The organism is Mycobacterium sp. ST-F2, assembly GCF_001905655.1.
Lineage (GTDB): Bacteria > Actinomycetota > Actinomycetes > Mycobacteriales > Mycobacteriaceae > Mycobacterium.
Genome location: NZ_JMHT01000076.1, coordinates 31,135 through 44,998, shown reverse-complemented (window position 1 = coordinate 44,998; position 13,864 = coordinate 31,135). Strand labels below are relative to the sequence as shown.

16 protein-coding genes are annotated in these 13,864 nt (G+C 68.4%); 4 read left to right on the top strand and 12 right to left on the bottom strand.

What is annotated here, in order from left to right:
* Positions 1-106: 106 nt before the first annotated feature.
* From EB75_RS25540 to EB75_RS25510, 7 genes are all read right to left on the bottom strand, one after another.
* Entirely contained in the window at positions 107-541 is a 435-nt protein-coding gene (locus EB75_RS25540; protein ID WP_286150319.1) for a hypothetical protein, read from the bottom strand.
* Positions 538-1,473, bottom strand: a complete 936-nt coding sequence (locus EB75_RS25535; RefSeq protein ID WP_073698046.1) for a metallophosphoesterase family protein — start codon at positions 1,471-1,473, stop codon at positions 538-540. Before EB75_RS25535 ends, EB75_RS25540 begins: the two co-directional genes overlap by 4 nt.
* A complete protein-coding gene (locus EB75_RS25530; RefSeq protein ID WP_073698045.1) occupies positions 1,470-1,775 on the bottom strand; it encodes a cupredoxin domain-containing protein in 306 nt (101 codons plus the stop codon). The genes EB75_RS25535 and EB75_RS25530 overlap by 4 nt, the downstream gene beginning before the upstream one ends.
* Positions 1,776-2,009: 234 nt before the next feature.
* Complete coding sequence (locus EB75_RS25525) at positions 2,010-2,714, bottom strand: Rieske (2Fe-2S) protein (RefSeq protein WP_073698044.1); 705 nt, start codon at positions 2,712-2,714, stop codon at positions 2,010-2,012.
* A complete protein-coding gene (locus EB75_RS25520) occupies positions 2,711-3,256 on the bottom strand; it encodes an RNA polymerase sigma factor (RefSeq protein ID WP_073698043.1) in 546 nt (181 codons plus the stop codon). Before EB75_RS25520 ends, EB75_RS25525 begins: the two co-directional genes overlap by 4 nt.
* Before the next feature lie 95 nt (positions 3,257-3,351).
* Positions 3,352-4,632, bottom strand: a complete 1,281-nt coding sequence (locus EB75_RS25515) for a PucR family transcriptional regulator (protein ID WP_083612562.1) — start codon at positions 4,630-4,632, stop codon at positions 3,352-3,354.
* A 155-nt stretch (positions 4,633-4,787) separates the two neighbouring features.
* Entirely contained in the window at positions 4,788-5,327 is a 540-nt protein-coding gene (locus EB75_RS25510; protein WP_073698042.1) for an NADPH-dependent FMN reductase, read from the bottom strand.
* A 147-nt stretch (positions 5,328-5,474) separates the two neighbouring features.
* On the opposite strand from EB75_RS25510, the gene EB75_RS25505 reads away from it, so the two are divergent.
* Genes EB75_RS25505 through EB75_RS25495 form a run of 3 tightly spaced genes read left to right on the top strand, consistent with a single transcriptional unit; the run spans position 5,475 to position 8,273 of the window.
* Entirely contained in the window at positions 5,475-6,065 is a 591-nt protein-coding gene (locus EB75_RS25505) for a TetR/AcrR family transcriptional regulator (protein ID WP_073698053.1), read from the top strand.
* A 19-nt stretch (positions 6,066-6,084) separates the two neighbouring features.
* Entirely contained in the window at positions 6,085-7,113 is a 1,029-nt protein-coding gene (locus EB75_RS25500) for a DNA polymerase IV (RefSeq protein WP_073698041.1), read from the top strand.
* Entirely contained in the window at positions 7,113-8,273 is a 1,161-nt protein-coding gene (locus EB75_RS25495; protein WP_073698040.1) for an AAA family ATPase, read from the top strand. The genes EB75_RS25500 and EB75_RS25495 overlap by 1 nt, the downstream gene beginning before the upstream one ends.
* Before the next feature lie 3 nt (positions 8,274-8,276).
* Here the strand turns inward: EB75_RS25495 and EB75_RS25490 are convergent, their stop codons facing one another.
* Complete coding sequence (locus EB75_RS25490; RefSeq protein ID WP_073698039.1) at positions 8,277-9,149, bottom strand: SDR family oxidoreductase; 873 nt, start codon at positions 9,147-9,149, stop codon at positions 8,277-8,279.
* Positions 9,150-9,158: 9 nt separating this feature from the next.
* Complete coding sequence (locus EB75_RS25485; RefSeq protein WP_073698038.1) at positions 9,159-9,791, bottom strand: TetR/AcrR family transcriptional regulator; 633 nt, start codon at positions 9,789-9,791, stop codon at positions 9,159-9,161.
* Positions 9,792-9,909: 118 nt separating this feature from the next.
* Here EB75_RS25485 and EB75_RS25480 point away from each other — a divergent pair, with 118 nt between their 5' ends.
* On the top strand, positions 9,910-11,391 hold the full coding sequence (locus tag EB75_RS25480; protein ID WP_073698052.1) for a cytochrome P450: 1,482 nt from the start codon (positions 9,910-9,912) through the stop codon (positions 11,389-11,391).
* A 23-nt stretch (positions 11,392-11,414) separates the two neighbouring features.
* Here EB75_RS25480 and EB75_RS25475 read toward each other — a convergent pair whose 3' ends face one another.
* The 3 genes from EB75_RS25475 to EB75_RS25465 form a co-directional block, all read right to left on the bottom strand.
* Positions 11,415-11,897, bottom strand: a complete 483-nt coding sequence (locus EB75_RS25475) for a 2-isopropylmalate synthase (protein ID WP_073698037.1) — start codon at positions 11,895-11,897, stop codon at positions 11,415-11,417.
* A 154-nt stretch (positions 11,898-12,051) separates the two neighbouring features.
* Positions 12,052-12,843 (bottom strand): Fic family protein, encoded by a 792-nt coding sequence (locus tag EB75_RS25470; RefSeq protein WP_142239821.1) that lies wholly within the window; start codon positions 12,841-12,843, stop codon positions 12,052-12,054.
* Positions 12,843-13,847, bottom strand: coding sequence for a putative nucleotidyltransferase substrate binding domain-containing protein (locus EB75_RS25465; RefSeq protein WP_073698036.1), 1,005 nt, complete (start codon positions 13,845-13,847; stop codon positions 12,843-12,845). Before EB75_RS25465 ends, EB75_RS25470 begins: the two co-directional genes overlap by 1 nt.
* Positions 13,848-13,864: the final 17 nt, after the last annotated feature.

Genomic DNA, 13,864 nt, shown 5'->3' with positions numbered 1-13,864 from the left:
GACTTGCCACAAGAACCCGTCTGAGAACTTGACTCCGATTAGGAACTCAAGTTGCGGCGACGCGCCGTCCGCGACGCGCCGGGCACCGCCCGACAGAAGTCGGCAGCTACGCCGATTCCGGCGTGCCGGACCCCACAGCTGTGGTACACGCGTGACGGACGTGACAGATGCGACCATCACCCCCGCGCGGTGCGCACTGCCCACACCCCGCCGCCAGTACGGCCACCGCTTCGGCGACCACGCTGAGGACTGCATACGGTACCGGCTCCCAGCCCGTCTCCACGAATCCCCACAACCCCACCGTGCGCGACAGTCCGAACGCCGCCAGAGCCCCCGCCGACAGCAGCCCCGACACCCACGCAAACCACCGCGGCGCACCCACCGCCAACAACACCCCGACGGCGCAGAACACCGACGCCTGCACGAGGAAGCCGGTGCCGATCGACGGGATGTGGCCGTACCCGTGGACGTAGAGGTACGCATGCAGCAGGCCACTGGCCACCATGGCCGCGGCGATCACCAGACGGTAGACGAGAGTCACAGCAGGGTCCGTTCCTTGAGGGCGAGGGTGTGCTGCCCGGTCTGGTAGCTGACCTCACGGATACCGAGCGCGTCGTGCAGCTTGCCGGCCGGCAGCGTCAACGGCTTCGGCGCCGGACCGTCGCCGGGATGCGGTAACGGATAGGCGGTGGTGGTCCCGCTATGGAAGGTGATGTTGCCCTCGGTCTTGGAAAACACCTGGTGCACATGGCCGTTGAGGCACGTCACCGACGCGAATCGCTTGAGGTAGCTCAGGGCCTGGGCGGAGTCGTCGGTCCCCCAGCCCCAATCGGGATACATCGCGAACAGCGGGATGTGGCTGAACACCACGATCGGGGTGTCGCTCGACAGCGGCGCGACGTCCTTCTCCACGAATTCGAGTTGGTCGACACCGAGATGGCCGAGCTTCTTCAGGTTCAGGGTGTTCACGAGCGCAATGACGTGTACGCCGGCGATGTCGAAGCTGTACCAACCGTCGCCGCGGGTGCCCGCGCCGAAGGCCTGGCGGTACTTGGCGCCGGCGTCGTCGGCCGAATCATGTTCGCCCGGAACGGTGAACACGTGCGGGGTGCGCAGTCCGGTCATCATCTGCCGCACCTGATCGAACTGCTCCGGGGTGGCCAGATGCGTCAGGTCGCCCGTGTGGATGACGAAATCCGGGGTGTAGCCGAGGTTGTTGATGGTGTCGATGGCGTGGGTGAACGAGCCGGCGACGTCGGTGTTGGCGGCGCCGGTGAAGCCGATGTGGCTGTCACTGACCTGCGCGAAACGCAGGGTCGGCTGCGCCGCCGGCTCGGATGAGCTGCCCGCGACGTGCGACAGCACCTCCCCGCCGACCACCGACAAGCCGACGGCAGCGCCGAACCACGCGGTGTGCCGGAGCAATTGGCGACGGTTCATCTGCTGCGGGTCGCCGTTCGAGTCGCCGGTCATCGGACCACCACCGTCCCGTGCATGAAGGGATGAATCCCGCAGACGTAGGTGAAGGTGCCGGGCGTGGTGAAGGCGTAGCTGAAAGTTGCCCCGGAACCCATTGTGGGAGAACGGAACTGACCACCTTCGGCGACGACGTTGTGCGGGTCTTCGTCGTGGTTGGTCCAGGTGACCGTCGTTCCGGCCGGCACGGTCAGCTCTGCCGGGGCGAAGGCGAAATTGTCGATGTCGACCGCGTTGGGTCCGGCCGGAGCCGGGGCCGGATGGCCGGATTCGGGCGGGGCCATGGTCATCGAACCCATCGGGCCCGTTGCGGGTCCGCTACCAGAGCCGGCCATACCGGGGGTGACACCCGGGCTGAAAACCTGTGTTGCAGTGGTGCTTTGCGGCGCTGTCGAAGTGCATGCGGCCAGGAGCAGGGCGGCGCCGCAGAGCGCCACCAGGGTTCGTCGCGACACGACGGGAACCTCCGTAGTCGTCGGGTACGGGTGCGCCTGCGCACCCTCACCAACAGATACGGCGGCGGGTTACACGCCTCAGACCGGCCGGCTCGGCGGAACCGGCGCAAACACCTCGATGACGCCGCCCACCTCGCGAACATCGAACTTCGGCAAGGGTTTTGGCGCGATCGGCAACTGGTGGGTCAGGACATGACCGTCCGTGGCGAACGACGTGGAGTGGCACGGGCACCGGAGCCGGTCGTCCGGTCCGTCGAACCAGAGCCGGCAGCCCTGGTGCGTGCACACGCCCGAGATGCCTTGCACGTTCCCGTCGACCCTGCGCACGAAGCCGACGACCGAGCCCAGGTCGAACGGATGCACCGCCCCCTCGGACACGTCGGAGCTGTCGGCCACCTTCTGCCAGCTGCCCGCGGCCGGAACCAGTTCCTGGCCGGCGGTGTCCTGCTTCGCCGGCTCAGTGCGGCCGCTCATCAACGCCCGGTCGACCGCCACCGCGGCGACCGCGGCGCTGGCGGCAGCCGACGTCCCGACGATCACCTGACGACGGTTGGCGCGCAGCCGGCTGGGCGGCGGCGCGTCGTCGCCGTCGAACTGTGCCGCGAGTCGGCTCTGCAGGTCGGTGAGGAATTCCGGCCGCGGCTCATCGGCGCCGGGCCGGGCCGCCTGCAGGTCGATCGCGGTACGCATCTGCGCCGCCTCGAAGTCGTCAGGCTTGAATCCGGACGGCTTGCGCCCGCGCAGCAGATCGTCGAGGTACCGACGCCACCCCCGCGCGTTCATGGCTCGCCCTTCTCGTTGATCTGTGCCGCCAGCCGTAATGCCCGATGCTGCAACACCTTTGCGTTGGCGACGCTGACACCGAGCTCCGCTGCGGACTCCTTGATCGACTTGGTCTGGAGAAATCGCAGCTCCAGTATGCGGCGATAGTTGTCCGGCAGGGCATCCAACACCGCGGCGACCCGGTCCGGCGCGGTGCTGATGGACTGTTCGGCTTCTGGTGGCGCCTCGATATCGAGGTCGATCACCGTGATCTCCCGCCCCATCGTCTCGCGCCAGTGCGCGGCGAGCACGGTTCGTGCCGTGCTCCGCAGATAGGACCGCACCTCGGCGGCACTGGCCGTCAGCCGCAGCGGCCGTAGTGCGGCCAGGAACACCTCGGCGGTGAGATCCTCGGCGTCGGCCTGGTTGCCGACCCGCGCGTAGATCGTGCGGTACACCCACGTCGCATTGTCCTGGTAGACGGACTCCCAGTCGGGATACCGGGAATCCGACGAGACCACGCGCAGCGGGGGTCGGTGCACAGGGTCACGCTGTGCAGACACATGGGCCCCGTCTCATCGGTGCGGCCCGGCACACCCCGAGGCCACTTCACGAGATAGATAGCGAAGGGGGTTACACGCAGCCGCCGCGGACGCCATCACCCGCAGCCGTCGTCTGCCTGGTCCAGCAGCCGGTCACCGAACAGACCGCACAGCAGGAGCGCGACCTCCACGTCCAGCCGGTCGTCCTCGATGGGCCGGCCCCGGCGCTCGATGGCCCGCTGCACGCGGTACTTCACCGAATTCGTGTGCAGATGCAGTTCCTCGGCCGCGGCCTTGTTGCTGCCGCCCGCTTTCAAGAAGGCCTGCAGGGTCTCCCGGAGGCGTTGGTCGCTGTCAGTCGAACAGGCCAGCGGGCCAAGCACTTCCGTGGCCCACGCCGACAGCGCATCGACATTGGAGCCCAGCAGCGCCGCGAGGGCGATACCGCGGTGGCTGAACGCGGTGAACCGGCGCCGCTGCGGACCCGACGCCATCGCCACGATGCGGGCGTCCTCGGCCTGCCGGTAGGACAGCCGGAACCCGGCGACGCCGGACTGCGGGGTGCCGACGGCCACATAGGGTCCGTCGGCCGGCACCAGGCTGCCCAGCCACGTGACCGCCTCACCCATGACGGCCGCAGGCACCGCGACCCAGGCCCAGGCCGTGGCCCGGTCCACGGAGACAAACAGCGGCGAATCCACCGCACCGATCGAGGCGGCGAACTGCTGGACCAGCCGCTCCATCTCGGCCAGCCGGTCTTCGGAGTCGTCGCACCACAGCACCACCGCGAGGTGGGTGCGCTGCAGCGGGTACCGGATCGCCACCGTGGCGGCGTCGATGTCGACGTCACCGCCGGAGAGCAGCTCGCGAATCTCGGTGATGCGCACGCTGTTTCGGTTCTCCAGCCAGCTCTCCCGAGCCTGCTGGTAGACCTCGACCACTTCCTGGGAGATCCGGTCGATGTAGTTGAACGAGATGGTCGACAGCACGTCGAAGACGTCCAGCGCCAGTCGCGGATCGAGGTCCGCGGCCCGGACCTCGTCCAGCACCGCCTTCAGTACCGCCTGGTGGCCGAGCCGGTACGACCGGACCAGCGCATTGGCCGAGATGTCCCGCTGCGCCAGCCGGCGCGCGTGTTCGATCGCGGCCGCCGGGGCATGCAGGAGGTCGATCGAGATGCCGTGCCGTGCTGCGGCGAAGAACGCGTCGATGTTCGCGGCGACCGAATCGCCCAGGATCTGCTGCAGTTGTTCCTCGCCGCGCAGCTCGGCGATATCGGACACCAGCTGATCCGTGACCGAACGCGTGATGTCACTGAGGCGAGTGTCCAGTCGCGTGCCGATGCCGGCCATCGCCTGGGTCAACGCGTCATCGTTGCGGTCCTCGCCACCGGCCACGTTAGCTGCCTGTTTTCCCGGCCACCCCCAAACCGTAGTTCGTTGTCAGGGCTTTTGTCCCCAAAGCGGGGTCTGCACGCAGCAGTCACACAGCGTCAGGGCCGTCGCCATCCGTTCCCGGATGACGACGGCCCTGACGCTTGGCCCAGTTCTGATCAGCCGACTTCGGCCGCCAGCTTGGCGATCACGCCACGCACTCCCTCGACCACCTCGGCAGCCTCACGCGGGTGCTTGCCGTCGAACGCCGAGGCCGGCAGGGACAGCTTGACGTCCACGACATCGGCGCCGGCGATGCCGAACGACTTGCGGGTCTCGTCATGCGCCCACACGCCGCCGTACTGGCCGAGCGCGGTACCGATGACGGCCAGCGGCTTGCCGGAGACGGCACCGGCGCCGTACGGGCGCGACAGCCAGTCGATCGCGTTCTTCAGGACGGCGGGGATGGTGCCGTTGTACTCGGGGGTCACCGCGAGGATGGCGTCGGCATCGCCGGCGATCTGGCGCAGCGCCACGACCGCCTCGGCAACCGAGTCGTTGTCCAGGTCTTCGTTGTAGAAGGGCAGCTCGCCCAGCCCGTCCGCCACTCGTACCGTCACGCCCTCGGGCGCCGCTTCGACCGCCACCTCGGCGAGTTGCCGGTTGAGCGAGGCCGCGCGCAGGCTGCCGACCAGGACCAGGACCTTGGTATCTGCCATTTTCTTTCCCCTAGCTTGTGTCTGTGGCCGGTTCCGGCGAACCGATCCTCGCACGAGTCAACCGGACCACGGTCCGATTCATTCCGCCTGAGTTAAAGTTTTTTCATGAGCGACGGGGTGGCGCAACTGCGGCCCACGAACCTGCCCATGGCGGGTCTGCCGATGAGTCCGGCTGCGCCGGTCGAGCGCGGCGATGCGGCGCGCAACCGGCTCCTGCTTCTCGACGCGGCCCGCCGCCTCATCGCCCAGCGCGGCGCCGACGCCGTCACCATGGACGACATCGCCGCCGAGGCCGGTGTCGGCAAGGGCACCTTGTTCCGCCGGTTCGGCAGCCGCTCCGGCCTGATGCTCGTTCTGCTCGACGCGGACGAACAGGTCGAGCAGAACGCCCTGATGTTCGGGCCGCCTCCACTGGGTCCCGGCGCACCACCGCTGGAACGACTCCTCGCCTACAGCCGCGACCGGCTCCAGTTCGTCTGGCAACACCGCGCCCTACTGTCGGACGCGTTGCGCGACCCGCAGAGCCGCTTCGGCGCCGCTGCCGCTGTGCACCGCACGCATGTCCGGATGCTGCTGCAGTCCGCCGGCACCACCGGAGACCTGGACGCGCAGACCAACGCCCTGCTGGCGCTGCTCGAACCCGATTACGTCAGCCACCTGCACGACGATCTCGGCCACAGCCTGCAGGCACAGGGCGATGCGTGGGAAAGCCTGGCGCGCAAGCTATGCGGTACTTGATGTCACGGCGGTACCTGACATGACATGGGTGCTGCACGTCGACCTCGACCAGTTCCTGGCTTCCGTCGAACTGCGCCGTCACCCTGAACTGGTCGGCCGGCCGGTGATCGTCGGCGGCAGCGGCGACCCCACCGAACCCCGCAAGGTGGTCACCTGTGCGTCGTACGAGGCACGGGAGTTCGGCGTCCACGCCGGGATGCCGCTGCGCACCGCGGCCCGTAGATGTCCGGAGGCCGTCTTCCTGCCGTCGGATGCGCCCGCCTACGACGAAGCCTCCGAACAGGTGATGGGCCTGCTGCGCGACCTCGGCCATCCGGTGGAGGTGTGGGGCTGGGACGAGGCGTATGTCGTTGCGGCCGTGGCTGATCCGTTCGAACTGGCGGAGAAGATCCGCACGGTGATCGCCGCCGAGACCGGGCTGTCGTGCAGCGTCGGGATCAGCGACAACAAGCAGCGCGCCAAGGTCGCCACCGGATTCGGCAAGCCGGCCGGGGTTTTCGCGCTCACCGCCGAGAACTGGATGACGGTCATGGGCGACCGCCCGGTCGATGCGCTCTGGGGTGTGGGTCCCAAGACCGCGAAAAAGCTTGCCGAGCTGGACATCACCACCGTGGCACAGCTGGCCCGCACCGATGCCGAGTTGCTCACGTCGACCTTCGGCCCGACCACCGGGCTGTGGATTCTGTTGCTCGCCAAGGGCGGCGGCGACAGCACCGTGACCGCGGAACCGTGGGTGCCGCGCTCGCGCAGTCACGTGGTGACATTTCCGGAGGACCTCACCGATACCGCGGAGATGGACGCCGCGGTCAGTGATCTGGCGCGGCAGACATTGGACGAGATCGTCGAGCAGGGCCGCGTCGTCACCCGAGTCGCCGTGACCCTGCGCACCAAAACGTTCTTCACCCGCACCAAGATTCGTAAATTGCCGGTGGCCGGTACCGACCTGGAGGCCATCACCGCCACCGCCCTCGACCTGCTGCACGACTTCGAATTGGACCGGCCGGTGCGGCTGCTCGGCGTCCGGCTGGAACTGGAGATGCCACGGTAGTGCTGACCACCATCGCCATCCGGGGCTACCGGTCGCTGCGCGAGATCGTCCTGCCGCTGTCGGAACTGACCGTGGTGACCGGTGCCAACGGCACCGGCAAGTCGTCGGTGTACCGGGCGCTGGGGCTGCTGGCCGACTGCGGACGCGGCGAGGTCATCGGGTCGCTGGCCCGCGAGGGCGGGTTGCAGTCGGTGCTGTGGGCCGGCCCGGAGAACACCAGTGGCGCGCGCCGGACCGGCACCACCGAGGGCACCAGCCGGACCCGGCCGGTTTCGCTCGAACTTGGCTTCGCCGCAACCGATTTCGGCTATTTCATCGACCTCGGACTGCCGCAGGACCCGGGCCACAATTCGATGTTCGGGCAGGACCCCGAGATCAAACGCGAGACCGTCTTCGCCGGGCCCTCTCCCCGGCCCAGCAGCGCCCTGGTCCGTCGCACCCGGACCTATGCCGAAGTGGCCTCCGATTCGGGGCGCGGCTTCGACGAACTGACGCGCGCCCTGCCCAGCTACCGCAGCGTCCTCGCGGAGTACGCGAATCCCGAGGCGCTGCCCGAGCTGGCCGCCGTTCGGGATCGGTTGCGCGACTGGCGCTTCTACGACGGCTTCCGGGTGGACCGGGATGCGCCGGCCCGCCGCCGCCAGGTCGGCACCCGGACCCCGGTGCTGAGCAACGACGGCAACGACCTGGCCGCGGCCGTGCAGACCATCCTCGAAGCCGGGTTCGACGATCTGCCGCGCGCCATCAGCGACGCGTTCGACGGCGCCGAGATCTCGGTCAGTGCCGACGGTGGACTGTTCGAACTGCAGCTGCACCAACGCGGCATGCTCCGTCCGCTGCACTCGGCCGAATTATCCGACGGCACATTGCGATTCCTGCTCTGGGGCGCCGCCCTGCTGTCGCCGCAGCCGCCTCAGCTGATGGTGCTCAACGAGCCGGAGACGTCCCTGCACCCTGACCTGGTAGGCCCGCTGGCGGACATGATCGCCGCCGCCGCACGCAAGACGCAGGTCGTCGTCGTCACCCACTCGGCACGGTTGCGCGAGCGACTGACCGCCTGCGACGCAAGCGAAGTCGAACTGGTCAAACAGTGGGGCGAAACCCAGATCGACGGCCAGACCATGCTCAGCGCGCCGCCATGGGACTGGGGAAAGCGCTGAAGCTCAGAGGGTTCGGGACTCAGCCCGCTTGGGCCGCAGGGCGCGCGTGAACAACACGTTCACCTGGCGCATCGCCACACTGTAGGGCCACCACGCCAGCCGCTTGAACAGGTACAGCGCCCGGATGTCCTGCGACGTGTAGATCATGAACTTGTTCCTGGCCACTCCCGCGAGGAGCTTGTCCGCGGCCTGCTCCGGCGACACCGCGTGTCCGGCGAACCGGGCCACCCAGCGCTGCACCTGCGGATCGTCGCGATCCACACCGGCGATCTGAACCGTCTGCACCAGAGGCGTTTTCACCGCGCCGGGCACGACGACCGACACCCCGATGCGGTGCCGGGCCAAGTCGAAGCGCAGCACCTCGCTGACCCCGCGCAGGCCGTACTTGCTGGCGCTGTACGCGGCGTGCCACGGCAGTGCGACGATGCCGGCGGCCGACGAGACATTGGCCAGGCGCCCGCCGCGGCCGGCGGCCACCATGGGCGGGACCATGGTCTCGATGACGTGGATGGGTCCCATCAGGTTGACGTCGACCATCGAGCGCCAGTGCTGATGCGTCAGGGTGCTGACGGTGCCCCACGCCGAGATTCCGGCGATGTTGAGCACCACGTCCATGGCCTCATGCCGGCTGTGGATGTCCGCGGCGAAAGTCGCGACCGCGTCGAAGTCGGAGATGTCGAGCGCCCGGTATTCGGCCACCTCGCCGCCGAGCGCCCGGGCGTCGGCGACGGTCTGCTCCAGCCCGGTGGCATCACGGTCGGTCAGATACAACACCGCGCCCTGCTGGGTCAGCTTGAGCACCGTCGCCCGGCCGATGCCGCTGGCCGCCCCCGTCACGAAACACCGCTTACCTGCGTAGCCGCTCCACCGCGTCATGGCCCGACCCTACACAGGCAGGTCTGCGCCGCCCCATAACGCGCTGAGCCACAGCCGCTCGACGATCTCGACGGCGCGCTGCGGGTCTCCGTCGCGACCGATGAACGCGCTGTCGCGCGACAGCGTGTAGGCCGTCGTCGACACCAGCGTGCGGACCAGCGCCGGCAGGTCGTCGGAAATCGGGCGCCTACCGGCATCCTGCTCGACAAGGCCGACGATCTTGGCGATCACGCCGTCCTCGAAATCGGCCATCAGGTCGCGAATCTCTGCGTCGGTGTTCTGCGCGGCGGTGCACGCCGCCATGATCGGGTCGTTGCTGGCGTAGACAGCGGCCGCGCTGCCGACCATCCGCTTGGCGAAGGACGCCGGCGTCTCGTCCGGCTCGCGCGGTGCGAAGTTGTGGGTGAGCTCGTCGAGCTCCTCCATGGCCTCGGACACGATCCGGGCCAGCACGGAGTACTTGGAGTCGAAGTAGAAGTAGAAACCCGACCGCGCCACGCCGGCCCGGGCACTGATGGCGCTGACGGACAGGTCGGCGAACGGCCGCTCCTCGAGCAGCTCACGGACCGCCGCGACGATGGCGTCGCGTTGCTTGTCGCCGCGACTGCGGCCCTTTTCGGCCGTCTCGACTTCAGCACTCATGGCGCTCACGATGTCATCGCCGACACACCAAATCAAAACTTGACACGCGTCAAGTATGGCAGCCAAGATGGCGATAGGTGGTGACTTTCACCACAAACATCGCATTCAGGAGCGGTACATGGCGACCATCAGCACCCCGAACTACCTCCTCGACCAGGCCATGCGGCGACTCAAGCCGACGCCGGTCACGGTGCCGGGGATGGGGATCATCGAACAGCGTCTCCTGGCCACCGAGTGGGAGCAGTTCGCCCTCGCCGAGCCGCCCGCCGGCAGCGGCCTCAAGCCGATCATGGGCGACTCGGGACTGCCGGTCATCGGCCACCTGATCGAGGTGTTCCGGGGCGGCCCCGATTACGTCTTGTCGCTCTACCGCAAGCACGGGCCGCTGTACTACGCGCAGACACCGGCGCTGCCGGCCGTGATGGCACTGGGACCGGACGCGACGCAGGCCGTGTTCTCCAACCGCAACAAGGACTTCTCGCAGCGCGCCTGGGATCCGGTGATCGGGCCGTTCTTCGAGGGCGGCCTCATGCTGCTCGATTTCGACGAGCACATGTTCCACCGCCGGATCATGCAGGAGGCGTTCACCCGCTCGCGGCTGACGGGCTACGTGTCCCACATCGATTCCGTGGCGACCAAGGTGCTGGCCAACGACTGGGTGGCCAACGATCCACGCTTCCTGTTCCATCCGGCGGTCAAGGAGCTGACGCTCGACATCGCGTCCGAGGTGTTCATGGGACACCCCGCGGGGACCGACCACAAGCTCGTCACCACCATCAATCAGGCCTTCACCACCACGACCCGGGCCGGCAACGCCATCATCCGGAAGCCGGTGCGCCCCTTCGCCTGGTGGCGCGGCGTGCAGGCCCGCAAGACGCTCGAGGACTACTTCTCGAGCTCCATCGCCGAGAAGCGCCGCTCAGAGGGCACCGACATGTTCAGCGTGCTGTGTCATGCGCAGGACGAAGACGGTCAGACGTTCACCGACGACCAGATCGTCGCGCACATGATCTTCCTGATGATGGCCGCGCACGACACCACGACCTCGACGCTGACGACCATGGCCTACCACCTGGCGGCCAATCCGCAGTGGCAGGACAAACTCCGCGAGGAATCCGAGCGCATCGGTGACGCGCCGCTCGACATCGAGTCACTGGAGAAGCTGGAAACCTATGACCTGGTGATCAACGAGTCGCTGCGGTTGCAGACGCCGCTGGGCTTCAACTTCCGCCGTGCCGTCCGGGACACCGAACTGCTCGGCTACTACATCCCGGCGGGAACCGACGTCGTCACGTGGCCCGGCATGAACCACCGCCTGTCCGAGCTGTGGACCGACCCCATGCGGTTCGACCCCGAACGGTTCGCCGAGCCGCGCAGCGAGCACAAGGCGCATCGCTACGCCTTCGCCCCGTTCGGCGGTGGCGCACACAAGTGCATCGGCATGGTCTTCGGGCAGCTGGAGATCAAGACCGTGATGCACCGGCTGCTGCGTCAGTACCGCTTGGAGCTGACCCACCCCGGCTACGAGCCCTGGTACGACTACGGCGGCATGGCCGTGCCGGTCGACGGCATGCCGATCGTGTTGCGGCCCTTGCGCTGATTCGCCGAAACGGCGGTCCAGGACTACGCGTGCAGCCGGTTGGCGCACGCGATCATCGCCCGCAGGGCCGACTGCACCGGGTCGCGAGCCCAGCCCATGGCCCACTCCGCGCGGACGCCGTCGCTGCCGTGGATGAAGGTCGCGATGCCGCCGCCGACCGCGGGCAGTTGATGGAACTTGATCATCTCGACCGCCATGCCGCGCTCGTGCAGCATCGCGGTCAGGGCCGCGACGGGGCCGGTCGCAGCAGCCGTCGAAGTCGCGATGCGGTCGCCGACGGCGATGCTGGCGCGGTACCGGCGCGGGGCGGTGATGGCGCGGCGACGGTCGTCGTCGCCCGCGGTGCCCCAACTGCCCAGGCGAATCGGACCACCTTGGTGGCCGTAGTGGTCGACGAAGGTGTCGTGACACATGGTTTCGGCGTGTTCGCGCAGGTCACGGGGCACCGGGCGGTCAAACAGATCCGCGAAACGCGACGTGGTGGAAATGGCGGTGGAGGTGAACATGCGTCGGTCTTTTCTGCTCGAAAGGAGTGACCGACAGGTAGTAGCGTCCGACCCACAGCGAGGGGTCGGTCAGGATCAGACCCCGCTGTGGGTACTGGCTACTACGAGCATGTGAAGCATGGTCGCCGAGGTTAGTCCGCGACTGCGCCTCGGGTCAAGACGATTTCACCGCCGGGTTGAGCAACCACAGGAACGGCCGGTGGCTGAGGCGGCCGTCGCGGTGCAGCGGCATGCTGTCCCGCGCCGCGGCATACCAGGCGGCACGGCTGACACCGGTGAAGTCCAGTTGCCGCCCGCACCGGCCGGCGAGCGCGTGCAGCAGCAGCATCCCGGTGCGTCCGTTGCCTTCCCGGAACGGGTGAATCTGGTTGTACCGGGCGTAGATCCGGGACAGTTCCCAAGCCAGTCTCGGGTTGCCGAACGCGCCCCCGACGTCCGCCAATGCCGTTGCCGCAAGCTCGATTTCGGCCAACCCGGCAGCAATGTCGACCTGCCAGGTGAACGCCGAGTCACCGCGGCGGATGTCGACGGTGCGCAACTCCCCCGCCCACTCGTACACGTCGCCGAACAGCTCGCGGTGCATGGCTCGGACGTCGATCTCCGTCTCCGCCGCGGATTGCCGGCAGTGCCACAGCACCATTCGGCCCGCCGTCACCTGAAATTCCACTGCCGCCAGGTCCGGTCCGTGCTGAATGCCGAAGTTGTTGCGCAGCACCGATGTTCCGGGGATCAGGTACGGCGCCCGGCGCCGGAAGAACCGGCGGCGCCGTTCCGGCGTGGGCGGATACTGCGCACGACACCGTGCCAGGTAATCGTCGAATTCCCTTGCGCCGGCAGCCAGTGCACCCAACTCGACGATGTGGGCGGGCTGGGGCTCCCAGCCCTCGATGCGCTGGGCGGCCAGGGTCTGCTGCACCGCGTGGTGGGCCATCAGGGTCGTCTCCATCAGCGGAACGCCGACGTCGAGGCGAGGTACGTCAGCTTGCGGCTGATGCCGGCCACCTCGCGGGCGACGCTGCGCAGCATGGCCCGCTCCTGCGGCGGAAGCTCCGACAGCACCACCTGATCGCCACCTGCGCGAGACGTCCACCGGAATCTCACCAAGGCGGCGAAGCAGTCCAGCAGTGTCGAAACATCATCAGCGTCAAGCACATTCGCCGCACCGGCAGCCTGGAGCCGAGCCAGCGTCGACAGGTCGGTGGACCCCGCGGACACGCCCGCCCACCGCGCCATCTTCACCAGCGGATCGATGGCCGCCAGCTTGAGGTCGACGGTGTCGGCCTGGTTGGCCAGCATGCGCAGCCGGGACGGAAACGTGGCCCGCAACGTGGTGGCGTCCTGCAGCAGATACTGGCGGGCCGGGTAGTTGCCGACGGCCGCGCGGACCACCTGCGCGCGTAAGAGGTCCTCGGCCACCCCGTCGTCAGCCGGATGGACGCCGCGGGAATCGGCCAGCACGCCCGTCATCACCACGCCACGGTCCTCGCGCGGGTCGGACGTCCAGTGCGCGATGCCGTCGGACCAGGCACTCGTCGTCCGGCAGAACCGCGGCCGGCTGGCCAGCACCCCGTTGGCGTCGGCACGCACCCCGCACCTCTCCAGAACGGCGTGCACCGCGGCCGCGGCCTCGAGTGCCTCGTCCCGCGCGGCATCCTCGGGCAGCACGACCAGGGTCTCGACATCGGACCCGGCCACCGCCTCACCGCGCGCCACACTGCCGGACACGAACCACGACCAGGACGGGCCGGGCGTCACGCGCACAGCCGCGGCGACCGCCGACCGGAGCACCTGAGACCAGGCTGCCGCGACGTCGACGGCCGGGGTTGACGCTCGCGCCGCCGCCCGCGCCGCCTGCAGACCCTGCTCGATTCCGGTCCGCAGCGCGTCCTCGCCGTCCGCCGCGTGGATCGCGGCCACGGCGGCATCGACACCAGACACAGCGGAGGACATGCAGACGTTTCTATCGG

Excerpts from the sequence above, each read along its gene's own strand:
- EB75_RS25535 (WP_073698046.1), bottom strand. The coding sequence starts at position 1,473 with ATGACCGGCGACTCGAACGGCGACCCGCAGCAGATGAACCGTCGCCAA.
- EB75_RS25530 (WP_073698045.1), bottom strand. The coding sequence starts at position 1,775 with ATGGGTTCGATGACCATGGCCCCGCCCGAATCCGGCCATCCGGCCCCG.
- EB75_RS25525 (WP_073698044.1), bottom strand. The coding sequence starts at position 2,714 with ATGAACGCGCGGGGGTGGCGTCGGTACCTCGACGATCTGCTGCGCGGG.
- EB75_RS25510 (WP_073698042.1), bottom strand. The coding sequence starts at position 5,327 with ATGGCAGATACCAAGGTCCTGGTCCTGGTCGGCAGCCTGCGCGCGGCC.
- EB75_RS25505 (WP_073698053.1), top strand. The coding sequence starts at position 5,475 with ATGGCGGGTCTGCCGATGAGTCCGGCTGCGCCGGTCGAGCGCGGCGAT.
- EB75_RS25500 (WP_073698041.1), top strand. The coding sequence starts at position 6,085 with ATGACATGGGTGCTGCACGTCGACCTCGACCAGTTCCTGGCTTCCGTC.
- EB75_RS25490 (WP_073698039.1), bottom strand. The coding sequence starts at position 9,149 with ATGACGCGGTGGAGCGGCTACGCAGGTAAGCGGTGTTTCGTGACGGGG.
- EB75_RS25485 (WP_073698038.1), bottom strand. The coding sequence starts at position 9,791 with ATGAGTGCTGAAGTCGAGACGGCCGAAAAGGGCCGCAGTCGCGGCGAC.
- EB75_RS25480 (WP_073698052.1), top strand. The coding sequence starts at position 9,910 with ATGGCGACCATCAGCACCCCGAACTACCTCCTCGACCAGGCCATGCGG.
- EB75_RS25475 (WP_073698037.1), bottom strand. The coding sequence starts at position 11,897 with ATGTTCACCTCCACCGCCATTTCCACCACGTCGCGTTTCGCGGATCTG.
- EB75_RS25470 (WP_142239821.1), bottom strand. The coding sequence starts at position 12,843 with ATGGAGACGACCCTGATGGCCCACCACGCGGTGCAGCAGACCCTGGCC.
- EB75_RS25465 (WP_073698036.1), bottom strand. The coding sequence starts at position 13,847 with ATGTCCTCCGCTGTGTCTGGTGTCGATGCCGCCGTGGCCGCGATCCAC.